General features: G+C 33.6%; 22 protein-coding genes. 16 read left to right on the forward strand and 6 right to left on the reverse strand.

The features are described from left to right. Window positions 1-81 precede the first annotated feature (81 nt). The 3 genes from LG651_RS00545 (at window position 82) to LG651_RS00555 (ending at window position 2,472) form a co-directional block, all read left to right on the forward strand. Complete coding sequence (locus tag LG651_RS00545; RefSeq protein ID WP_226694218.1) at window positions 82-384, forward strand: PID-CTERM protein-sorting domain-containing protein; 303 nt, start codon at window positions 82-84, stop codon at window positions 382-384. Window positions 385-675: 291 nt separating this feature from the next. Next, complete coding sequence (locus LG651_RS00550) at window positions 676-1,764, forward strand: polysaccharide lyase family 7 protein (protein ID WP_226694219.1); 1,089 nt, start codon at window positions 676-678, stop codon at window positions 1,762-1,764. 63 nt (window positions 1,765-1,827) lie between these two features. Continuing rightward, the gene (locus LG651_RS00555; protein WP_226694220.1) at window positions 1,828-2,472 is read left to right on the forward strand and encodes a YiiX/YebB-like N1pC/P60 family cysteine hydrolase; all 645 of its coding nucleotides are present in this window, start codon (window positions 1,828-1,830) and stop codon (window positions 2,470-2,472) included. A gap of 2 nt (window positions 2,473-2,474) precedes the next feature. On the opposite strand, the gene LG651_RS00560 is transcribed toward LG651_RS00555, so the two are convergent. Further along, complete coding sequence (locus tag LG651_RS00560; RefSeq protein ID WP_226694221.1) at window positions 2,475-4,982, reverse strand: DUF5686 and carboxypeptidase-like regulatory domain-containing protein; 2,508 nt, start codon at window positions 4,980-4,982, stop codon at window positions 2,475-2,477. Between the two features lie 63 nt (window positions 4,983-5,045). Next, entirely contained in the window at window positions 5,046-6,023 is a 978-nt protein-coding gene (locus tag LG651_RS00565) for a pyruvate dehydrogenase complex E1 component subunit beta (RefSeq protein WP_226694222.1), read from the reverse strand. 157 nt (window positions 6,024-6,180) lie between these two features. Between LG651_RS00565 and LG651_RS00570 the strand changes: the two genes are divergently transcribed. From LG651_RS00570 to LG651_RS00590, 5 genes are all read left to right on the forward strand, one after another. Further along, window positions 6,181-6,927 carry an electron transfer flavoprotein subunit beta/FixA family protein gene (locus tag LG651_RS00570; RefSeq protein ID WP_226694223.1) on the forward strand — a complete coding sequence of 249 codons (747 nt, stop codon included), beginning with the start codon at window positions 6,181-6,183 and terminating at the stop codon, window positions 6,925-6,927. Window positions 6,928-7,030: 103 nt separating this feature from the next. Beyond that, entirely contained in the window at window positions 7,031-7,990 is a 960-nt protein-coding gene (locus LG651_RS00575; RefSeq protein WP_226694224.1) for an electron transfer flavoprotein subunit alpha/FixB family protein, read from the forward strand. Between the two features lie 120 nt (window positions 7,991-8,110). Beyond that, window positions 8,111-8,731, forward strand: coding sequence for a bifunctional nuclease family protein (locus LG651_RS00580; RefSeq protein ID WP_226694225.1), 621 nt, complete (start codon window positions 8,111-8,113; stop codon window positions 8,729-8,731). Between the two features lie 16 nt (window positions 8,732-8,747). Beyond that, window positions 8,748-10,250, forward strand: coding sequence for a NupC/NupG family nucleoside CNT transporter (locus tag LG651_RS00585; RefSeq protein WP_226694226.1), 1,503 nt, complete (start codon window positions 8,748-8,750; stop codon window positions 10,248-10,250). A gap of 124 nt (window positions 10,251-10,374) precedes the next feature. Beyond that, the gene (locus tag LG651_RS00590) at window positions 10,375-11,199 is read left to right on the forward strand and encodes a thymidylate synthase (RefSeq protein WP_226694227.1); all 825 of its coding nucleotides are present in this window, start codon (window positions 10,375-10,377) and stop codon (window positions 11,197-11,199) included. A gap of 77 nt (window positions 11,200-11,276) precedes the next feature. Here LG651_RS00590 and LG651_RS00595 read toward each other — a convergent pair whose 3' ends face one another. Then, on the reverse strand, window positions 11,277-11,579 hold the full coding sequence (locus LG651_RS00595) for an isoamylase early set domain-containing protein (protein ID WP_226694228.1): 303 nt from the start codon (window positions 11,577-11,579) through the stop codon (window positions 11,277-11,279). A gap of 262 nt (window positions 11,580-11,841) precedes the next feature. On the opposite strand from LG651_RS00595, the gene LG651_RS00600 reads away from it, so the two are divergent. Genes LG651_RS00600 through lspA form a run of 4 tightly spaced genes read left to right on the forward strand, consistent with a single transcriptional unit; the run spans window position 11,842 to window position 15,799 of the window. Beyond that, complete coding sequence (locus LG651_RS00600) at window positions 11,842-12,747, forward strand: dihydrofolate reductase (protein WP_226694229.1); 906 nt, start codon at window positions 11,842-11,844, stop codon at window positions 12,745-12,747. Between the two features lie 45 nt (window positions 12,748-12,792). Beyond that, window positions 12,793-14,355 carry an NAD(P)/FAD-dependent oxidoreductase gene (locus LG651_RS00605; protein ID WP_226694230.1) on the forward strand — a complete coding sequence of 521 codons (1,563 nt, stop codon included), beginning with the start codon at window positions 12,793-12,795 and terminating at the stop codon, window positions 14,353-14,355. A 35-nt stretch (window positions 14,356-14,390) separates the two neighbouring features. Then, window positions 14,391-15,284 carry an ACP S-malonyltransferase gene (gene fabD, locus LG651_RS00610; protein WP_226694231.1) on the forward strand — a complete coding sequence of 298 codons (894 nt, stop codon included), beginning with the start codon at window positions 14,391-14,393 and terminating at the stop codon, window positions 15,282-15,284. A gap of 2 nt (window positions 15,285-15,286) precedes the next feature. After that, on the forward strand, window positions 15,287-15,799 hold the full coding sequence (gene lspA / locus LG651_RS00615) for a signal peptidase II (protein WP_226694232.1): 513 nt from the start codon (window positions 15,287-15,289) through the stop codon (window positions 15,797-15,799). A gap of 40 nt (window positions 15,800-15,839) precedes the next feature. Here lspA and galE read toward each other — a convergent pair whose 3' ends face one another. Continuing rightward, on the reverse strand, window positions 15,840-16,862 hold the full coding sequence (gene galE / locus LG651_RS00620; protein WP_226694233.1) for a UDP-glucose 4-epimerase GalE: 1,023 nt from the start codon (window positions 16,860-16,862) through the stop codon (window positions 15,840-15,842). After that, entirely contained in the window at window positions 16,855-17,985 is a 1,131-nt protein-coding gene (locus tag LG651_RS00625) for a DegT/DnrJ/EryC1/StrS family aminotransferase (RefSeq protein ID WP_226694234.1), read from the reverse strand. Before LG651_RS00625 ends, galE begins: the two co-directional genes overlap by 8 nt. 157 nt (window positions 17,986-18,142) lie before the next feature. On the opposite strand from LG651_RS00625, the gene LG651_RS00630 reads away from it, so the two are divergent. The 4 genes from LG651_RS00630 to LG651_RS00645 all read left to right on the forward strand — a co-directional run bounded on the left by LG651_RS00630 (window position 18,143) and on the right by LG651_RS00645 (window position 22,246). Next, on the forward strand, window positions 18,143-19,378 hold the full coding sequence (locus LG651_RS00630; RefSeq protein WP_226694235.1) for a 3-deoxy-D-manno-octulosonic acid transferase: 1,236 nt from the start codon (window positions 18,143-18,145) through the stop codon (window positions 19,376-19,378). A gap of 63 nt (window positions 19,379-19,441) precedes the next feature. Continuing rightward, window positions 19,442-19,858: a hypothetical protein gene (locus tag LG651_RS00635; RefSeq protein ID WP_226694236.1), complete on the forward strand. Its 417-nt coding sequence runs from the start codon at window positions 19,442-19,444 to the stop codon at window positions 19,856-19,858. Window positions 19,859-20,015: 157 nt separating this feature from the next. Beyond that, a complete protein-coding gene (locus LG651_RS00640) occupies window positions 20,016-21,683 on the forward strand; it encodes a coiled-coil domain-containing protein (RefSeq protein WP_226694237.1) in 1,668 nt (555 codons plus the stop codon). Beyond that, a complete protein-coding gene (locus LG651_RS00645; protein ID WP_226694238.1) occupies window positions 21,668-22,246 on the forward strand; it encodes a hypothetical protein in 579 nt (192 codons plus the stop codon). Before LG651_RS00640 ends, LG651_RS00645 begins: the two co-directional genes overlap by 16 nt. A gap of 20 nt (window positions 22,247-22,266) precedes the next feature. Here the strand turns inward: LG651_RS00645 and LG651_RS00650 are convergent, their stop codons facing one another. Next, window positions 22,267-23,313, reverse strand: a complete 1,047-nt coding sequence (locus LG651_RS00650; protein ID WP_226694239.1) for a GntR family transcriptional regulator — start codon at window positions 23,311-23,313, stop codon at window positions 22,267-22,269. Between the last annotated feature and the right edge of the window lie 61 nt (window positions 23,314-23,374).

Below are 23,374 nucleotides of genomic sequence, written 5' to 3' on the forward strand. Positions count from 1 at the left end.
TCATATTGTCGTTAATAATTTTTAATCAATCTTAAATGTATTAAGTTTACATTGCTATTAATAATTTTAATTAAATATTTTATGACGACAAAGAAAATAATTTTAGGAATATTCACAGTTATTGCAATTTCTTTCTGCAATACCTCGTATGCAGGAAACGGTGGTGGAAATGGAAACGGAAATGGAAACGGAAACGGAAATGGTGGTGGAACTAGCAACAACAACGGACAAAACAACAATAACAGCGGTTTCACACAAACCAACGGGAATTCCACTAATAATAATGGAGGGAAAAAAAACACTAGTGTTCCTTTAGATGGTGGTTTAAGCGTACTACTGTTGGGAGCTACGGCTTTTGGAATAAAAAAACTCCGCAAAAGCTAATATTGTTTAAAAAAACAAAAAAAAGACTATCTCTCATTGATTGATAGTCTTTTTTATTTTAATCATAAATCTACTACTAATTAATTGTTTATTATTGCACAAGGAAAAAATTTGGGCTAGCATATCCTTATAAAAGACAAGGAAATTGCTAAAATATATTTAGACCCGAATCTTCAATTAGCTGATGCTAATACACAAAACAACAGTTTCCCTAAGGAAGAAGAAACAGAATTCGATAAATTTAAAAAAACAAAAGAATAAACTATTAACTACTCCATCTAAACTAAAAAAATGAATAAAAACACCACACTATTAAGTATACTATTAGCTTTTACTTTTATCATATTTAGTTGTAAAAACAAGACGAAAGAAGAAAGTTCAATCCAAGATTTAACAACTAAAACAACTTTCCCTAGCGAAGTTATACCTTTTTTTAATGACTGGAGTTTAATATTAGGCGATGGTACAAACATAGGTCATGCTAATAATTTTGAAAACAAAGATTTTTTCTACACAACTCACGACAACGATGCCAATTGGGTTGTTTATAAAACACCAAATGCTGGTAGTACTCACGGCACTTCGAATAACACCAGAACCGAATTAGCACAATCTAAAAAATGGTATGCTAATAGTCATAATAAGCTAACCGCTAGTTTAAAAGTGATGCATGTTTCTACCACTGGAGACGCTCGTGTTGCCGCCTCTTACGCTGTGGTTGTTGGACAAATTCATAGTGCAGATGGACACGAAAACGAGCCTTTAAAAATTTTCTACAAAAAATTCCCTGGCCATGAAAAAGGATCGGTTTTTTGGCATTACGAAATTAATACTGCTGGCGACGATAATTCTAAAAGATGGGACTTCTCTACCGCGGTTTGGGGCAACGACTTTTCTGTAGTAGGTATTACCGAAAATACTTATCCAGAAGAACCTCAAGACGGCATTGCTTTAAATGAAGAATTTAGCTACGAAATTGAAGTAAAAGAAGGCATTATGCATTTAAAATTCATGAGTGCTGGCCATGAAACCAAAACGTTTACAAAAAACTTAGTAGAATCAGAGTATACAACTATAAAAGATTTGCCAGAACAAACTAAAAAGTTATTTGTTCCTATTGGTCAAAATGGAACCGAACGTGCAAACGCTTATGCCAATGAAGGTTTATTTTTTAAACAAGGCGCGTACAACCAAACTAACGGAAAATCTCCAGAAATTAACAAAAATTGGTGTTCGGGAGCGCAAACTTTTGGTGGTGATATAAAAAAGCAATATGAAACTGGAAATTATGCCGAAGTATGGTTTAAAAAAGCAAGCCTGTATATTAGTGAGGATGCCATTTCAAACGAAGGTTATTTTACTAAAAACGACCATAAATAGTTTTAATAAATCAGCATTAAAATACACTTTGTTTTTTATGATGTATTATTTAAAATTTTATAAATGAAATCTGCTATATTAAAAAAACTAAAGCCATTTGCTCATTTTATCTTAACCACTTTACTCGTTAACTGTAGTAGTTCACCGTTACAAATACAAACTGGAGATATTGTTTTTAGAAGTGTTACCAATGCTGAATTATCTGAGGCGATTAACGAGGTTACACAAACCGCAAAAAAAAGCAATTATACGCATATTGGGGTTTGCGAAGTTTTAAACAACATGGTTTATGTATATCATTCCGATAGTGACACAGGTGTTGTAAAAGAAACAATTGAAGAATTTTACACCTCTGAAAAAAATGATTATTCGGTAGACTTGTTTCGAATAAAAAACATAGATAACAACCAATTACAGCAAGCTCTAAAAAAAGCAAAAGAGCTCGTTGGAAAGCCTTACAACTTCACTTATATATTAGAAGACGAAGGCTATTATTGCTCGGAATATATTTACGAAGTTTTTAAAAACGATTCAGTTTTCACCCTCGAACCTATGACTTTTAAAAATCCTAAAACCAAAACTTTTCATGAAGGATGGGTTAACCATTACAACAACTTAGGCATTCCTATTCCGGAAGACAAATTAGGTTGTAACCCAAACGGAATGGCAAATAGTAACCGTTTACAATTTATTGCTACGATTAATTAGTTTTAAAAATCGAACCCAAAACTACCTGTAATACCAAATTTTCGAGCATTTGGATAAGCTAAGTCATCTTTATAATTTCCTCTAAAATTAAAGTCTATTCTAAACACCTTAAAAATATTGCCAATGCCGACGCTATATTCATAATAAGGCTCGTTTTTTGGGGCAATTAGCGGAATATTATTCAGATTCGAAGGCACATTATTTATTTCGATGTTTTCCTGAGAGATGTCGCCCCAAGCACCTCGTATACTAACTATTTCTCTTAAATTTAATGTTCGCAAAAGCGGTATTCTAGAAAATAATCGTCCGTTAAAATTATGCTGAAAATGAAACGACGCATAAGTATCGGTTACAAATTCGTAAAAATCTAACTGAGAAAAGGTGTTATAAATTGAAAAGTACGACTGATTACCAGGAATAACGCTTAGCAAACCAAGAGGCACTTCACCAAAAGTTTTACCAGCTTCAATAGTAGTTGTTAAACGACCAAAACCTCCAATTTGCCACGGCTGAATGTATGAAAACTGCAATTTAGTATAATCGAAATCACTATCAAAAACACCTTTATCTCCGCGAGTAACTTGAGCGAACAAACTAGGAAAATCGTCGTTTGCCACTCTACGCTCAACACCAAAACCTGTCATTTTCCTTTTTGGGTAATACGACAATGATAACGAGCTTTCAAATTGTTTAATCTGGGAAGCAATACCATCGGGCGTATTATAATCTAGACTAAAGGTTGGCGATGCCGATTCTAGCGTTCTGTAATTTCCAGAGACTCTAAAAATAACATTTCTCCAAGGTTCTGCTTCAATAGCTAAACTACTTAAGTTTATCGAGGTTAATTTATCGTTAGTGCTGGTACCAACCACCGAAGACGAGGCTAAACTTCGCCCCAAAACATCGGTACTTGTTGTTAGGCTAGCTCCTATTTGTTCTACATCCCGCCGGTTTCCTCCAGAAATTATTAATCGGCTTCTTTTATCGAGTAGCCATTTACCAGAAATTCCATACTTAAACTTATCGTCACGAAAACCGTAGGCTGTAAAACCTTCTAATCGCCACAAATCGTTTGGCCCAAAATACGTTCGTCCACCAGCTCGTAAACGCAAACCTTCAACTTCGTTAAACCCGAACGTTGAGAAAATTGGTCCGTAATCCAACGGAAGCGTGTTAAACTCTATGTAACCAGAAGCCAAAATACTCCCTAAATTGTACAGACGTTGAAACTTTTTTACGGTTTTTAAGGTGTCTAACATTTTATAAACCCCTTTTTCGTCCTTATTTAATTCTTCTAAACGGTTATTTGCCCAAAATTCGTCGTCACGATTATATACATCTTTATTATAGTTATAAACTTCTCGATCATAGAATTTTTTATCCTTAGCGATATCAAACTTATAATTATTGTAAATCGTGGTTCGCTTCCCGTAAATTCCACGTGCTTGATCTTTTTTACTAAATGAGAAATCACTCATCATATAGTCGCGTTTAACCAAGAAAAGCGAATCGGTTAGCACCTCAAACTCTTGTTCAATATAAATATCTTTCACCCAATTTATATTGGCACTTTTTGATGCTTGAAGGTTAATTTCTTTTATCGCATAGGTGGTATCGGCTACCCAGAAATCGCCTTTAAACGTAAGTTCGTTTTTACGACGCGGGTAATAAACTATATTGTAACACCATTTATCGTCTATAAAAGAACTATCTGTTAACACGTAATTGTAAGTACTTATTCCTGTTCTAGAAAGCGGACTTACAAAACTCTTATCGAAAAACTTAAGGTAATTGTCGTAAACGCTAAAATCGTTATACAAATCGTTTACAAAATCGATGATAATTTGATTATCGCTAAAACCAGAATTTTTATTCCCTTCGAGAACTTCTTTAGTTTTATTTAATTGATTATCGCCATAAACTTTTGAAACCGCTTCGTTAATAAACATAGGCAAATAAGCCTTTCCTGTAACGTTTGAAGTATCTACATGGTCAAAAACAAACTCCATACCTTTAAACAAGTTACTTTTCACTAAAGCACTATCTATGGAATTGATATCGAATTCAACTTTTTCGTATTTATCATATTGATATTGCTTAAACTGTTTTAAACCATTACTGCGTTTATGCTCCCATATTTTTCGAAGTAAATCGATAGCAGGATTATTTTTTTTCGATTGCTTACCTGTAAAAATAACAACCTGATCGAGCTGACTAGTTTCTTCTTTTAAAATAAATTTTAAATCGTAATTTACCTTTTTATCTAAATGAATATTTAATGTTTCATACCCAATAAAAGAAACTACTAAATCGCTCCAACTTTCATCAGATTCTAAATAAAACTTACCATTCTCGTCGGTAATGGTGCCTTGGGTAGACCCTTTAAAAATAACATTAGCAAACGATACAGGCTGCTCGAACTCATCAAACACATAACCACTCACTTTGGTTTGAGACAGGGCGGAAAAAATTCCTAAAAAGAAAAGGGCAAATAGTAACTTAAAATTCATAATACAAAAAAACTTCATCAACAATAATGCCGATGAAGTTTGTATAACGTAAAAAAATACAAATTATTTATATAATACTTTTTTAACAGCTTTTATAACGTCGTCGCTGTTTGGCAACCACTCTTCTAACAACACTGGCGAATAAGGTGCTGGTGTGTCGGCTGTATTTATTTTAACAACTGGTGCGTCCAAATAATCAAAAGCTTGATCTTGGACTAAATATGTAATTTCGGTAGCTACATTACCAAATGGCCATGCTTCTTCTAAAATTACTAATCGATTGGTTTTCTTTACAGAATCTAAAATCGCTTTTCTATCCATTGGGCGAACAGTACGCAAATCTATAATTTCACAAGAAATACCTTCTTTTTCTAAAACATCGGCTGCTTTGTATGCTTCTTTTATAATTTTACCGAAAGAAACAATAGTAACATCTGTTCCTTCACGCTTAATATCTGCAACACCTAATGGAATAATATACTCTCCTTCTGGAACTTCACCTTTATCACCATACATTTGCTCACTTTCCATAAATATAACAGGATCGTTATCGCGTATAGATGCTTTTAATAATCCTTTAGCATCGTAAGGATTAGATGGCACCACAACTTTTAAACCTGGAGTATTAGCAAACCAATTTTCGAAAGCTTGTGAGTGTGTTGCTCCTAACTGTCCTGCAGAGGCTGTTGGCCCACGAAATACAATAGGACAATTAAACTGTCCACCAGACATTTGTCTAATTTTAGCAGCGTTATTTATAATTTGGTCAATACCAACTAAAGAGAAGTTAAAGGTCATGTACTCGACAATAGGTCTGTTACCCGTCATAGTAGAACCAATAGCAATACCCGCAAAACCAAGTTCTGCAATTGGAGTGTCTATAACTCGTTTAGGTCCAAACTCGTCTAACATTCCTTTTGATGCTTTGTAAGCACCATTATATTCTGCAACCTCTTCGCCCATTAAGTAAATGCTCTCATCACGACGCATTTCTTCGCTCATGGCTTCGGCGATAGCTTCTCTAAATTGAATTGTCTTCATTAAAATATTTTTTTATCGAGTCACAAAAATAACAATAAATGCTAAACTCTCTAATAAGATTTTAACTAAAATTTATTATGCATGCATAGTATTTTTCAAAATAAATAACTAACTTCGTAGCGACAAAAAAAAATAAGACCCTTAAACTCTAAATATTATGAAAATATTAGTTTGTATAAGTCATGTTCCGGACACGACTTCTAAAATAAATTTTACCGACAACGACACTAAATTCGATACCACGGGTGTACAATTTGTAATAAACCCAAACGACGAATTTGGACTAACAAGAGCCATGTGGTTTAAAGAAAAACAAGGCGCTAGCGTTACTGTTGTAAATGTTGGTGGACCAGAAACCGAACCTACCTTACGCAAAGCATTAGCTATTGGTGCAGACGAAGCTATTCGTGTAAATACACCAGCTACCGATGGTTTTTCTGTTGCAAAACAACTGGCGCATATTGCTCAATCTGGAAGCTTCGATTTAGTAATTGCCGGAAGAGAATCTATCGATTATAACGGCGGCATGGTACCAGGTATGATTGCTGGTTTAAACCAAGTCAATTTTGTAAACAACTGTATTGGTCTAGAAATTGAGGGAACAACCGCTAAAGCGATCCGCGAAATAGATGGCGGTAAAGAAACCGTTGCCACAAGTTTACCCTTAGTTATTGGAGGACAAAAAGGCTTAGTTGAAGAAAGCGATTTACGTATTCCAAACATGCGTGGTATTATGATGGCGCGTAAAAAACCATTAACTGTTGCCGAACCTATTACTGCAACTGCACAAACAAGCTCAAAGGCTTTTGAAAAACCAGCCCCAAAAGGCGCAGTAACGTTAGTTGCACCAGATAATTTAGATGAATTGGTAAACTTACTTCATAACGAAGCAAAAGTGATTTAATTTGTAATTAAATCTTCCTGAATTAATTTCAGGATCTTTTGAGAATTTAGAAGTAAAAATTAATCAGATTTCCATTTTTTAGGAAAAACAAAAAGAAAAAATTATGTCAGTTTTAGTATATACAGAATCAGATCAAGGTGTCTTTAAAAAGGCCGCTTTCGAAGTTGCTAGTTACGCAAAAGCAATAGCAACCGACTTAGGAACCACAGTTACAGCAATCGCGATTAATGCAAACGATACGGCTGCTCTTGGAACTTATGGTGTAGACAACGTTTTACAAGTAAATAACGACACATTAAAAGCTTTCAACGCTAATGCCTATGCACAAGTTATTAAGCAAGCGGCAGAAAAAGAAAATGCAACCGTAGTTGTAGTAAGTTCTTCTGCCGACAGTAAGTATTTAGCTCCGTTATTATCGGTTGGCTTAAATGCAGGTTATGCATCAAATGTTATTGCAAAACCAGAAAGTACAAGTCCGTTTAAAGTAAAACGAACAGCGTTTACAAATAAAGCATTCGAAATAACAGAAATCACATCAGAAGTAAAAATTGTTGGTGTGTCCAATAATTCATTCGGATTAGTTGAATCTAGCGGTAACGCTTCCGCGGAAGACTTTTCGCCTTCAGTTCCCGATTTAGGAATCACTGTAGAATCTGTTGATAAAGCATCAGACAAAGTAAGCATTGCCGATGCCGAAATAGTTGTTTCTGGCGGACGTGGATTAAAAGGCCCTGAAAATTGGGGAATGGTTGAAGATTTAGCCGATGTTTTAGGAGCCGCAACAGCTTGCTCGAAACCGGTATCAGATTTAGGATGGCGTCCACACAGCGAGCACGTTGGGCAAACCGGTAAACCAGTAGCCTCTAACCTTTATATTGCCATTGGAATATCTGGAGCCATACAACATTTAGCAGGTATAAATGCTTCTAAAGTAAAAGTAGTTATTAACACAGATCCTGAAGCGCCATTTTTTAAAGCTGCCGATTACGGTGTTGTTGGAGACGCTTTTGAAGTAGTTCCTACATTAATAGAAAAATTAAAAGCATTTAAAGCCCAACAATAAATATAATTTCTATAAATTGTATTATTCTAAAGAACTGTTTAAATTAGCACTTTATCATAAAACTACGATTTGTAGTTGGTAAATTCCCAATTTAAACAGTTCTTTGCGTTTTAATAAATTATGAGTTTAGTAAGATTAAATATAAAAGGTATATCGTACAGCCAAACACAAAACGGTGCCTATGCCTTAATTTTAAATGAAGTAGAAGGAGACCGTAAACTTCCAATTGTTATTGGTGCATTTGAAGCTCAATCGATTGCCATAGCTCTTGAAAAGGAAATTAGCCCACCACGACCACTAACCCACGATTTATTTAAAAACTTTGCCGACAGGTTCGATATTGTTGTAAAACAAGTTATAATTCACAAACTAGTTGATGGCGTTTTTTACTCTAGCTTAATTTGCGAACGTGATAAAATTGAAGAAATTATAGATGCAAGAACCAGTGATGCTATTGCGTTAGCTTTACGTTTTCAAGCTCCTATTTTTACTTATAAAAACATTCTTGACAAAGCAGGTATATACTTAAAAGTAAACCCGAAAAAAGAAGACGAAAACGAAGAGCAAGACAGTATTTTAATGGATGATTTAGTTGCGAGCGAATTAGAACCAGACAAACCTAAAGATAATTTCGCATCTAAAACTATAGAAGAACTTCACAAGCTATTAGATGAAGCTGTAACCAACGAAGATTACGAAAAAGCAGCGCATATTCGTGACGAAATTTCAAAACGAGAATAATACCCAATATTTAATTATGAGCAAGCCTTATTTGTACCTAATTCCATTATTTCTTCTTTTTACATCATTAACATTTTCTCAAGATTTAGATACAATACGGCAACAAGAAGTCATCGAAAATGCGGCCTATACGCTTAACGATACTATACAAGCTACCGTAAATGTTATTAACGAAACGGATAACGTTTCAACAGAAAATAGTATAATTCCAAGTCAAGGCTTTACCTTTAATAGTTTATGGCGCGGTGCCTTAGGCATGATTACACTCGTATTTATTGCCTTTTTATTTAGCAGCAACAAAAAAGCTATTAATTGGAAAATTGTAGGTCTTGGTTTAGGGTTTCAACTTATTATAGCTGTTGGTGTTTTAAAAGTAGATTTAATTAAAAATATATTCGAATTTATTGGTAGTTTATTCGTTCAAGTTTTAGAATTTACACGAGCCGGTAGTAAATTTTTATTTGAAGGCTTAGTTGTAGACATGGATACTTTCGGGTTTATTTTTGCTTTTCAGGTTTTACCAACCATTATTTTCTTCTCTGCCTTAACATCTGTTTTATTTTATTTAGGCATAATTCAGCGTGTAGTAAAAATCATGGCGTGGTTACTTTCGAAAATATTAAAAATTTCTGGTGCCGAAAGTTTAAGCGTTGCTGGAAACATATTTTTAGGACAAACCGAAGCACCTCTTTTAATTAAGGCATATTTAGAAAAAATGAACAAATCTGAAATGCTTTTAGTCATGATTGGTGGAATGGCGACCGTTGCTGGTGCTGTTTTGGCTGCCTACATTGGTTTTTTAGGAGGTGACGACCCAGAACTACGTTTATTTTATGCAAAACATTTACTAGCAGCATCTGTAATGGCCGCCCCAGGAGCCATTGTTATTTCAAAAATATTATTTCCACAAACCGAAAACGTTAACACAGATGTTTCGGTATCTCAAGAAAAAATTGGTTCAAATATACTCGATGCAATAGCGAACGGTACTACCGAAGGTTTAAAGCTAGCTGTTAATGTGGGCGCTATGCTTCTTGTTTTTGTAGCATTTATTGCAATGATAAACTTCGGTTTCGATAAAATTGGATATTTCCTAGGCTTAAACACATGGATAGTTGAAAATACACGCTACGAAAGTCTTTCTTTAGAGTTTATTTTGGGGTATATATTTTCACCTTTAATGTGGTTAATAGGAGTAGCCAAAGAAGACATGGCACTTATGGGGCAGCTTCTTGGAATTAAATTAGCAGCAAGCGAATTTATAGGATATATTCAATTAGCCGATTTAAAAAATGCCACAAACTCCATACATTTAACTTACGAAAAGTCAATTATAATGGCCACTTACATGTTGTGTGGTTTTGCAAACTTCGCATCAATTGGTATACAAATTGGCGGTATTGGTTCTTTGGCTCCAGGTCAACGAAAAGTATTGTCTCAATTTGGTATGAAAGCATTAATTGGCGGAACCATTGCTTCTTTAATTTCTGCAACTATTGCAGGTATGATTATTGGTTAACTCGTTAATAACTTTGTAATAAGAAATGTAAAGCAGCAAATTAAATTTTGATGCTTTTTTATATTTTTATCTTTTAAAATATCTGTTTAATTAAATAAGATTTCCACTTCTGTGGAAAACGAACATGAAACAATACCACGACTTAGTAAAACACGTTTTAGAAAACGGGAATGAAAAAGGTGATAGAACAGGAACAGGAACTAAAAGTGTTTTTGGGTACCAAATGCGTTTCGATTTAAGCGAAGGCTTCCCTATGGTTACAACAAAAAAGCTTCACTTAAAATCTATTATTTACGAACTTCTATGGTTTTTAAAAGGCGATACCAATATTAACTATTTAACGGAAAATGGTGTGCGTATTTGGAATGAATGGGCAGATGAAAATGGTGATTTAGGACCTGTTTATGGCCACCAATGGCGAAATTGGAATAGCGATGAAATAGATCAAATTAAAGAGGTAATTGAAACTTTAAAAAACAACCCTAATAGTCGTAGAATGCTAGTCTCTGCATGGAACCCTTCAGTTTTACCAGATACATCTAAAAGCTTCAGCGAAAATGTTGCAAATGGAAAAGCAGCTTTACCTCCTTGTCATGCCTTTTTTCAATTTTACGTAGCCAATGGAAAATTATCGTGCCAATTATATCAACGAAGTGCCGATATATTTTTAGGTGTACCTTTTAATATAGCTTCTTATGCCTTATTCACAATGATGATGGCTCAAGTTTGCGGTTATCAAGCAGGAGATTTTATACACACCTTTGGTGATGCTCATATTTATAGCAATCATTTTGAGCAATTAGAACTACAATTAACCAGAACACCTAGAACTCTTCCAAAAATGATTTTAAACCCAGAAATTAAAGATATTTTTGAGTTTACATTTGATGATTTTACATTGTTAGACTACAATCCACACCCGCATATTAAAGGTACAGTTGCTGTCTAACAAAACAATTCTAAAGCACTTTTATAAAAAAGTGCTTTTTTTTTGTATAATTAGGTAGTAATATATAGCACTAATAATTAAACAGTAACAACGCTATTTTCTGCCCCAGCGTAGTCGTTCCAAACTAAAGCATCGGCAGCTTCGTCGTTTGTATAAACTGTTTCATCAATTAAATACTTAAATTCGTAAGACTTATCTTTTTCCAGATCAATTGTCCCTTTAAAAGTTCCGTTTTTTAATTTTTTTAACGGGTTCGCCTCAGCACTCCATTCGTTAAAACTTCCAACTACAGAAACCTGTGCAGCATCATCTTCTGGAGTAATTGCAAAAGTAACTTTACAAATAGGCTTCGATTTTAAATACTGTTTTTTAATAGACATAATTTTTATTTTTAGTTTTGTATTGTTACAAATTTATAAAAGAATTTTTTTAAGTAACTTTTTTTAAATCTAAACGTAATAGAATTATTAATTTAATAAAATTGAAGTTAATTTTTCTTACTTTTATTTATTTTTTGCTGGTTAACCACTTTTATTGAAAGCCTAAATTTTCCTTTTTACTGATTTTCAAAGAGTTTTACCCTAAATTTTAATCAGAATAGAACTTAAAAAAAGCATTAACTTTACACTTTATTTATTGCCCATGTTTGGAAAAAAGAAAACTAAACCTCAAATAGACAAAGACCAATTAGAACTTATAGAAAATGCGCAAAAACGTATTAAACAAAAAAAGCGATTATACGTACATTTCGTCATTTTTTTAATAGGAGCTATATTTTTAATAATTGCTAATACTGTTTTAGGAATTGGTGAAACAATAACGCCTTTTGGAAAAGAATGGTTTTTATACGCTATTTTAATTTGGCTATTCCTTTTTATTTATCACCTTTTTAATGTTTTTGTCACTCATAAATTTATGGGAAAAGCTTGGGAAAAGGAACAGCTCGAAAAACTAGTTAGTAAGCAACAAGACCGAATTAACAAATTAAAAGAAGGCTTCTTAAAAGAAGAGACTCTAATTGCAAAATCTGAAGCTTTTAAAGATACTAATATTAAAAACTCAAACCTTACTATTATTGTTGCCGCTGCAGAAAATAATGCCATAGGTAAGGGAAACAAGCTTATTTGGCATTTAAGCGACGACCTTAAACGCTTTAAGGCATTAACTAGCGGGCACCACATTATTATGGGGAGAAAAACATTTGAAAGTTTCCCAAAACCTCTACCAAATAGAACACACATTGTTATTACACGACAAAAAAACTACGAAGTCCCTTCAGGTGTTATTGTTGTAAATAATTTACAGGACGCCATTGATGCTGCAAAAAGTGACTCCCAACCCTTTATAATTGGTGGTGGAGAAATTTATAAACAAGCGCTTACATTTGCTAGTAAAATAGAATTAACTAGAGTGCACCACAGCTTTGAAGCTGATACATTTTTTCCAGAAATTGATGAATCTATTTGGAAAGAAACAGCCAACACCTTACATAAAAAGGATGCCGAACACGATTATGAATTTTCTTTTATTACCTACGAAAGAAAGTAAACTAATTATGAATAGCGAGAGGTGATTTCACCTTAGGTTTAAATTATGGTAAAAGAAATTCAACTTCGTATTTCTCTAAAAGAAGAAGAAATTAGTAATATTCTTGTTATAAAATCAGCTATAAAACTAGCCATTAATCAAGACGATATTACAGGAATAAAAGTGTTACGCAAATCTATTGACGCACGAAAACCAAAAATAATTTTCAACTATAAAGTTGCAGTTTTTATAAAAGAACCTGTTCCAAAATCGTCAGAATACGATTTTAATTATAAAGATGTATCAAAAGCAAAATGCGTTCACATTATTGGTTTTGGACCTGCGGGTATGTATGCTGCTTTACGTTGTATTGAATTGGGGTTTAAACCCATCGTTTTAGAACGTGGCAAAAACGTTCAAGATCGACGTCGCGATTTAAGAGCTATAAACCAACATCACGATGTAAACGAAAACTCTAATTATTGTTTTGGAGAAGGTGGCGCAGGAACATATAGCGATGGCAAACTCTATACACGCAGTTTAAAACGTGGCGATGTACGTAGAATTTTCGAAAATCTAGTCTACCATGGTGCAACTCCTCAAATCTTAGTCGATGCGCATCCGCATATCGGTACTAATAAACTACCTAAAGTGGTTCAAAATATTCGTGAAACGATATTAAAATACGGCGGAGAAATTCATTTTAATACTCGTGTCTCCGATTTTGTAATAAAAAACAATACAATAAATGCTTTAATTTTAAACGACACAGAAGAAACGCCCGTTGAAAAGGTAATTTTAGCAACCGGACATTCCGCTCGTGATATTTTTTACCTTTTACATAAAAAACAAATTGTAATTGAAGCAAAATCGTTTGCAATGGGTGTTCGTGTAGAGCATCCGCAACAAATTATAGATTCTATTCAGTATCACTGCTCGGGAGAAAGACATGAATTATTACCAGCCGCATCGTATAGCTTAGTTCAACAGGTAAATGGTCGTGGCGTATATAGTTTTTGCATGTGTCCCGGAGGTTTTATTGTGCCTGCAGCAACAGCAAACGGCGAAGTTGTTGTAAATGGCATGTCTCCCTCTAAACGTAATAACCAATTTGCCAATTCCGGGATTGTGGTAGAAATTGATGTGAATAACGATTTACCAAAACACGAACAATTTGGAGCTTTAAAAGGGCTTGAATACCAAAAGAATTTAGAAAAATTAGCTTTTACATCTGGAGGTAGAAGTCAGGTTGCACCTGCCCAACGCTTAACAGATTTTGTAGATGGAAAACTATCTAACACCCTAAACGAAACCTCATATCAACCGGGAATAAACAGTGCACCATTACATTCGTTGCTTCCAAAATTAATTGGGAGCCGATTAAGAAAAGGCTTTGCTGCTTTTGGTGAAAAAATGAAAGGCTATTACACCGAACAAGCCAACATTATTGGCGTAGAATCTAGAACCTCATCTCCTGTTTCAATTCCAAGAACCATGACTTTAGAACACCCCGAAATAACTAATTTATTTCCTTGTGGGGAAGGTGCCGGATATGCCGGAGGAATTATTTCGGCAGCTATGGATGGGGAACGTTGCGCCGAAGCTGCAACTAATAACTTGAAGTTATAATTAATTACTACTTTTGCAAAACTAAATAATAAAAGATGAACGCATATATTTTCCCAGGACAAGGTGCGCAATTTTCAGGAATGGGCTTAGACCTTTATGAAAATTCACCTTTAGCACAAGAATTATTTGAACAAGCAAATAGCATTTTAGGTTTCAACATTACAGATATCATGTTTGAAGGCACTGCTGAAGCCTTAAAAGAAACTAAAGTAACGCAACCAGCCATTTTTTTACATTCGGTAATTTTGGCCAAAACTTTAGGCGATAGCTTTAAACCAGACATGGTTGCAGGGCATTCTTTAGGTGAATTTTCGGCGCTAGTTGCTAGTGGCGCATTAAATTTTGAAGATGCATTAAAATTAGTTTCAAAACGTGCTTTGGCAATGCAAAAAGCATGCGAAATTAAACCAAGTACAATGGCTGCGGTTTTAGGATTAGAAGATAATATTGTTGAAGAAACCTGTGCTAAAACCGAAGGTATTGTTGTTGCTGCAAACTACAACTGTCCAGGACAATTGGTTATTTCTGGTGAGATTGAAGCCATTAACGCGGCCTGCGAAACCTTAAAAGAAGTAGGTGCACGTCGTGCATTAGTATTACCAGTAGGTGGTGCTTTTCACTCACCTGTAATGGAGCCCGCGCGCGAAGAGCTAGCGGCTGCTATAGAAAGCACAACATTTAGCAAACCTAATTGCCCTATTTACCAAAACGTAACAGCCAGTGCTGTAACCGATGAAACAGCGATTAAAACCAACTTAATTTCTCAGCTTACAGCTCCTGTAAAATGGACACAGTCTGTGCAACAAATGATTGCCGATGGTGCCACTTTGTTTACAGAAGTTGGACCAGGAAAAGTGCTACAAGGGTTAGTTAAAAAAATAAACAGGCAAGCTGAAGTTACTTCTGCCACTTTAGAAACAATTAGCTAAAAATGAAGTTTACCAAACGTTATATTTTTATAACAGTTGTTATTGTTTTAACAATTGTGGTAGATCAAATTTCTAAAGTTCTTGTAAGAGCCAATGTTGTTGGACAAACGGAAACACAGCCAAGTGAACGAATTTCTATTTTTGGAGATAGTTTTTGGTTAATGAATGTTGAAAACACAGGTGCTTTTCTAGGTATGGGTAGCGATTTAAACCCTACCTTAAGATTAATTTTGTTACTTATTTTACCAATATTAGTTTTAGCTCTTGTTTTACGATACATTATAAAAGATAAAAGTTTAAGCAACTTGTCTCTTTTTGCCTATGCCAGTATAATTGGTGGAGGCATTGCCAATATTTACGACAGGATTTTTTTAGGTTCGGTTACCGACTTTCTGTTTATTGATTTGGGTGGTGTCTTTAAAACGGGGATTTTTAATATGGCCGATGTTTCGGTTACTACTGGTATGATAATTTTAATTTTCACCAACTTTAAAACGAAAAAGGCTGCTAATTAATAGCAGCCTTTTTTGTTTTATATAAATATTGAATAAAACCTTATTTTCCTCTTACCTTTTTTTCCCATTTCCAAGCCGAGGCCATGGCATCATCTAAGGTTAGTTTAGTTTCCCAACCTAATTCGTTTTTGGCATGATTAGTATCGGCATAAGCTGCAACAACATCGCCTGCCCTTCTATCTACTATTTTATAATTTAATTTTTCTCCTGATACTTTCTCAAAGGATTTTATAACTTCTAAAACTGAACTTCCTGTACCTGTACCAAGGTTAAAGGTTTCGTATTGCGCTTTATTTTTGGCTTCTAATAATCGTTTCAAGGCTACCACATGAGCTTTTGCTAAATCTACCACGTGAATATAATCGCGAATACAAGTTCCATCCTGTGTTGGATAATCATCTCCAAAAACCGACAATTGTTCTCTTAAGCCAACTGCTGTTTGAGTAATAAATGGCACTAAATTTTGTGGAACACCTAGAGGTAACTCACCTATATTAGCCGATTCGTGAGCACCAATAGGGTTAAAATATCTTAGTGCTATGGCTTTTAAACTTCTTACGGCATTACAAGTATGCTGAATAACTTCTTCACCTATTTGTTTGGTATTTCCGTATGGAGATTCTGCTTGTTTAACAGCCGCATCTTCGGTAATTGGCAATTTATCGGCTTGCCCATAAACCGTACATGATGAGCTAAAAATAAAATTAGCCTCTGGTAATTTTTTTAATTCTTTTAGAATGTAAACTAAAGCAGAAATATTATTTTCGTAATATAACAAAGGTTCTTTAACGCTTTCGCCAACCGCTTTACTGGCTGCAAAATGAATTACACCTTTAACATCGCTGTGTTTTGTAAAAAAAGCTTCAACTGAAGCTTTCTCTCTTAAATCTAATTTTTCAAAAATGGGTGTTTTACCTGTAATTGCAGTAATTCCATCTAGAACCGCCTCAGATGAATTAGATAAATCGTCAATAATAACAACTTCAAAGCCCTCGTTTTGCAATTCTACAACGGTATGAGACCCTATAAAGCCTAACCCACCAGTTACTAATATTTTACTCATTTAAAAAATTTATTATGGTTGATGTTATGTGTGCAATTTGTTCATCATCTAACTCGGTATGCATTGGTAAAGAAATAACTTCTTGTACGAGTTGATTGGTTACTATAAAATCGGTTTCATTATATCTTTTTTCATCGGCATAAGCCTTTTGTTTATGCAACGGTATTGGGTAATATACGCCACAAGGAATTCCATTATTGTTTAAATGCTTAACTAAAGCATCGCGATTACCAGATTTAATTCTTAAAGTATACTGATGAAAAACATGACCGTGTTGGTTTCGGAATGGAAGAACGACAGCATCTATATTTTTTAAAGCCTCGTCGTATTTTTTAGCGGCATCTTGTCTGGCTTTATTATAAACATCTAATTTTGGTAATTTAGCGTCTAAAACTGCAGCTTGAATACTATCTAACCTAGAATTTACACCTACAACATCATGATGATATCTCTCATACATCCCATGATTTACAATACCTCGAATAGTATGCGCTAAATCATCATTGTTTGTAAAAATAGCTCCACCATCGCCATAACAACCTAAATTTTTTGATGGAAAAAACGATGTAGCACCTACATCTCCCATAGTTCCCGCCTTAAAGATTTGTCCGTTTTTACTTTTATAACTGGCTCCAATAGCTTGCGCATTATCTTCAATAACATACAGATTGTGCGCTTTAGCTAACTCCATTATTGCATCCATGTTAGCACATTGCCCAAATAAATGCACAGGAACAATGGCCTTTGTTTTAGGAGTAATCGCTTTTTTTATAGCGTCGATATTTATATTAAAATCGTCCGGGTTTACATCAACCAAAACAGGAGTTAATTGTAAAAGAGCAATTACCTCAACGGTTGCTGCAAAAGTAAAATCGGCAGTAATTACCTCATCACCTGGCTTTAAACCTAAACCCATCATTGCAATTTGTAAAGCATCGGTACCATTAGCACAAGGAATTACATGCTTTACCCCTAAGTAAGCTTCTAAGTTTTTTTGAAATTCATGAACCTTTGGCCCATTAATATATGCTGTGTTTTCTAAAACTTCTTCAATCGAAGCGTTTACAGTTGTTTTTATATCATTGTATTGACCCTTTAGGTCTACCATTTGTATTTTCTTCATCTAAAATCAATTATAGTTAAAGTCTTCTATATAAGATATTAAGACCAACTTTCATTAAACACCTTACTTAGCGTTGTTGGCTACGAAATTACGAAATTCGACTTTGTTATCAATAATTTTAATTCAAAAGAAATGTATTTTAGCATAAAATTAAAGTTTGAGTTTTTTATATAATATTGCGATACAAGCCACCGGATTAGCTTTAAAAGGTATAGCTCCGTTTAATGAAAAAATTAAAAAAGGTGTTTTAGGCAGAAAAGAGACCTTTTCGATTTTAAAGCAAAATATTAACGAAGCCGACAAAACCTTATGGTTTCATTGCGCTTCCCTTGGCGAATACGAACAAGGTCTACCTGTTTTTAAAGCCTTAAGAGCGTATTACAAAAACCATAAAATCGTGCTGAGTTTTTTTTCGCCTTCGGGATACGAAATCCGTAAAAATTCACCAATTGCCGACATGGTAGTTTATCTTACTTTAGATAGTAAAAAAAATGCCAATACATTTTTAGACATTGTAAAACCGGAACTTACCGTTTTTGTTAAATATGACATTTGGCCGAACATATTAAATCAACTTAAAAAACGTAGTTTACGTGCTATCTTAATTTCGGCAGTGTTTAGAAAAAATCAACCCTATTTTAAGTTTTATGGTCACTTTTTTAAACAAGCATTATTTGCTTTTGAATACATTTTTACTCAAAACGATAGCAGTAAAACATTATTAGAAAGTATAAACTATAAAAATGTGTCTGTATCTGGGGACACGCGTTTCGATAGAGTTTCTAGCCAGTTAGAATTAGACAACAACTTGCCTTATATAAAAACTTTTAAAGACAATAAACTTTGCATTGTGGCCGGCAGCACATGGCCCGAAGGCGAACGCCTATTATCTAATTTTATAAATACAAATATCAATTTAGACGTAAAATACATAATAGCACCGCACAATATTAAAACTGGCGAAATTCTTAACCTAAAATCTAATTTACATTGTAAAACTGTTTTGTTTTCAGAAAAATCAAATAACAACCTTAAAGAAGCCAAAGTCTTTATAGTAGATACAATTGGTATTTTATCTAAAATTTACAATTATGCCGATATTGCTTACGTTGGTGGTGCATTGGGCAATACCGGTTTACATAACACTTTAGAACCGGCGATATTTGGAATACCTGTTATTATAGGTAACAATTACGCAAAATTTCCCGAAGCTGCCGCTATGATTTTACAAGGTGGTATGTTCTCGGTTGCTAACCAAACCGAATTTAACGATAACTTAAATCAACTTATTAAAAACGAAGCCCTGCGATTACAATCTGGACAAAAAAATTTACAATATGTTAAAGAAAACAAAGGCGCGGTAATCCAGATACTAAACTACCTTCGTATATAAAGACGAAACGAAAAAAATGTAATTATCATTTTTTAAAAATTATTAAACAAACAACAAAAACCAATGAAAAAATTAATTTTAAGTTCAGTTTTTATTTTAGCTTTAAGTTTAACATTTACTTCTTGTAGAGACTCAAAAAATGCCGATTCTGCCAAACAAGCCATAGAAGAAGCTGCAGATGCCACTGAAAATGCTTTAGAAAAAGCTGGACATGCTGTAGATAAGGCGGTAGATAGTGCCGACAAAGCCATTGACGATGCTGCTGATGCTGCCGAAGGTGCTGCCACAAAAGCTGGAGAAGCCGTTGAAGGTGCCGTAGATTCTGCAAAAGATGCCGCTGCCAAAGCAGGAGAATCTGTAAATAATGCAGTTGAAAACACTAAAGAAGCTACTAATAAAGCAGTAGAATCTTCAAAAGAATCGTTAAAAAATGCAGGTGATGCTGTAGAGAAAAAAGTTAACGATTTAAAAGAACACTAGAACCTAATACTCTTTTTGTAATAAACTTTAAAAACCGCTAAATAGCGGTTTTTTTTATTAAATTTAAGCCCTAAAACCCCAAGCGCTTAAGTAAACAATGTATACTTTAAAAAAAACAACTTTCTTTTTCATTCTATTCATTTCAACCGTTTTTTTCATGTCGGCTCAAAAGAACGGAATTGTAACCGAATTTGTAGACAATGGCAGCATATATAAAAATGCCAACAACACAACCGCCCTGATTCAGTTTGAAGAATTTGACAAATGTAATGTTATTAGTTTCGTTGGAAAATACACTTACAAAGTAAAGTTTAAAGGCGTTGAAGGCTATGTTCGAGATCGATTTCTTTTAGTTAATGAGGCCATGATGGACTTATATTTCGATTATGAAGAAGCCCAAAAGCTAAAAGCTATAAAATCTCGCGGAAAAAGCGCAAAAGATTTAGAAATTATAGCCCAACTAAAAGAAGATTCTACCAACAAAGTGGAAGAAGAACGAAAACAAATTGAAGCTTTAAAAACAGAACAACTACGTTTAGCAAACATTCAAAATAAAAAAGCTGAAGATTCTGTTGCTAAGGTTAAAGCTGAAGCGGCGCGCTTGGAAAAAATTCGTTTACAAAATTTAAAATATCAGCATCAGCAAGACTCTATTGCTAAAGTGAAAGCGGAAATTGCTAATGCCGAAAAACTAAAACTTGAGCAGTTAAAACAAAAACGAATTCAAGATTCTCTTGCTAAGGTTAAAGCCGAAGCAGTGCGCCTAGAAAAAATACGTTTACAAAATTTAAAATATCAACGTCAGCAAGACTCTATTGCTAAAGTGAAAGCGGAAATTGCTAATGCCGAAAAACTAAAACTTGAGCAGTTAAAACAAAAAAGAATTCAAGATTCTCTTGCTAAGGTTAAAGCCGAAGCAGCGCGCCTAGAAAAAATCCGTTTACAAAATTTAAAATATCAACGCCAGCAAGACTCTATTGCTAAAGTGAAAGCGGAAATTGCTAGAACCGAAAAACTAAAACTTGAGCAGTTAAAACAAAAACGAATTCAAGATTCTATTGCTAAGGTTAAAGCTGAAGCAGCGCGCTTGGAAAAAATCCGTTTACAAAATTTAAAATATCAACGTCAGCAAGACTCTATTGCTAAAGTTAAGGCGGAAATTGCTAGAACCGAAAAACTAAAACTTGAACAAATAAAACAAAAAAGAATTCAAGATTCTATTGCTAAGGTTAAAGCTGAAGCGCAGGATGACGCTATAGATAGAGCGAAACAAATAGAAAAACGTAAACAACTAATTGCAGCAGCTGCCGAAAAACAGCGTTTAGAAACTATAGAAAAGCAGCGTATTACCGACTCAATCGCCAAAGCCCAGTCTAGTAAAGCTGCTAGCCAAGACCAAGTATACCACAATACATGTCATTATTTTATTAACGAATACGATAGTTTTAACCATCAACAATTAATAATAACAGAAAAATATTTTATTAGCGAACAACTAAATATAGAGCTGTTACGCGAAGGTAGCACAACCAAAATTCATTTTAATTTCGCTGAAGATTTAGGTTGTGTTGATTATGTTCCAAGTAGACGATCGACGGTTCGCGTTATTCTGGAAAACGATCAAAGTTTAACCTTCTATCATTCTGGTAGTTTAGATTGCAATTTTTTTAGTTTAAAGGCTAATTTATCAGAATCGTATATAAGTTTATTAAAGCAGTCTCCAATTAAATCAATTAATTTAAAAGCATCAAAAGGCGAAGTACTATTAACCGATATTAATTATAAAACCTTCTTTATTGAAAAGCTAAAATGCATAGAATATTAATTCTGTTATTGTCCCTTTTTCTTATCACTTTTACAAGCTGTAAGAAAGCCATCAATAGCACCGATAATATAACCAAAACCAAAGAATTTATTCAAGGTCTTAATTTATCGAACAGAACTCAACTATCCCATTTATTATCAGATAGTTTAACAACAGTTATTCCGGCCCACAATTATAAGGTAGTTTACTCAAAACCAGATTATTTAAATAATTGGTTAAAATGGGATTCAGTTTTTAATCCATCTTATAAAATTTTAAAAATTGAAGAAGAAAGTGATTTTATAAAAGTTAAAGTTTCAAAAACCGATGAACGCATTAATTTTTTCATGGAAGAACCTTTTATTACCAACGAAGTTTTTCACTTTAAAAACAACAAAATAGTTTCAATTGAAACCACCTATTTAAATTTTAATAATGATGTTTGGGAAACTAATAAATCGAATTTTTTAAACTGGATTGAGACGCATCATCCTAATTTAAAAAACTTCATGTACAACCAAACAGAGGCAGGCGCAATAAAATTAAAAAGGGCAATTAAACTATATAAACAACAAAACAAGTAGAAAATTAACTGATTGTTAAATTAAACCGACTTTCTATCTATAAAATTAAACGGATTTTTAATTTTCCCGCTTCTTTTGTTTAAAACTACATCTGCGGCTGTTTCCCCCATCATTTTAAAATCGGTAGATATACAGGTAATTCCTAATAGCTGTTTTAATGGAGTATCGTTATACGAGATAACACCAACATCTTTACCTAGTTTAAATTTATACTCCCGAATGCGGTTTATTAAATTAACTAAATCTAATTCTTCAATTGTTATAAATAAATCCCGTTTTTTTAAAATCATATCCTCATAAATTTCATCAATAATTTCAAAATCTAGATTATTTTCCACACAAAACTTCCTAAAACCATGTAAAATTCTTCCGGGATAAGGATACATGGATTTGCTAGGATACGCTAAAAACAACTTTTTATATTTTTTTATTTTAGAAAGTCCTTCGGTTAAAGCGCAATAAATATCATTTTCAAAATCTTGATATACTATATTTATACCTGTATCTATATTAACTTTTTCATTATCTAGTAAAAGCAATTTTTCTTTCGGAATTCGTTTTATTGCTTTTTCTGTTAACGAGGTAAAACTTATGTGCCTCAGGGTTTCTGTTTTAAAATGCGGCATTATTACAAAGTAATCGTAAACTTTATAATTTTTTTCAAGTAAATTTAAAAACAACGTTTCATCGCAATGATAAATTTGTAACTCTGTATGCGAGGCACTCCCAAGGCTATCAATAAACGAATTATAAATTTTCATTTTATAAGTGCTTAGTTTATTGATTAAAAACAGAATATTTAATTTAGAAATTAGTTGTGTTCTCGCTATATAAAACCCTTTACCTCTAATTGAGGTGATAATTTTTCTTTCTTTTAATATATTATACGCTTTTTCTACTGTATCTCTAGAAAGATAAAATTCCTCGCTAAATTTATTTATTGAGGGAATTTTATCATCAATCTTTAATTTTCCGTTAGAAATATTTGCGATAATAGAATCTACAATTTGCTGATATTTTGGGATTCGAGACTCGCCATTAATTTCAATTAAATTATAAATCTCCATAAAAAAAGACTGGTTTATTTTTATTTGTTATACTCCATAAGTATAAAGATAAGTTTTCAAT

The organism is Neotamlana sargassicola (assembly GCF_020523965.1).
Taxonomy (GTDB): Bacteria; Bacteroidota; Bacteroidia; order Flavobacteriales; family Flavobacteriaceae; genus Neotamlana; species Neotamlana sargassicola.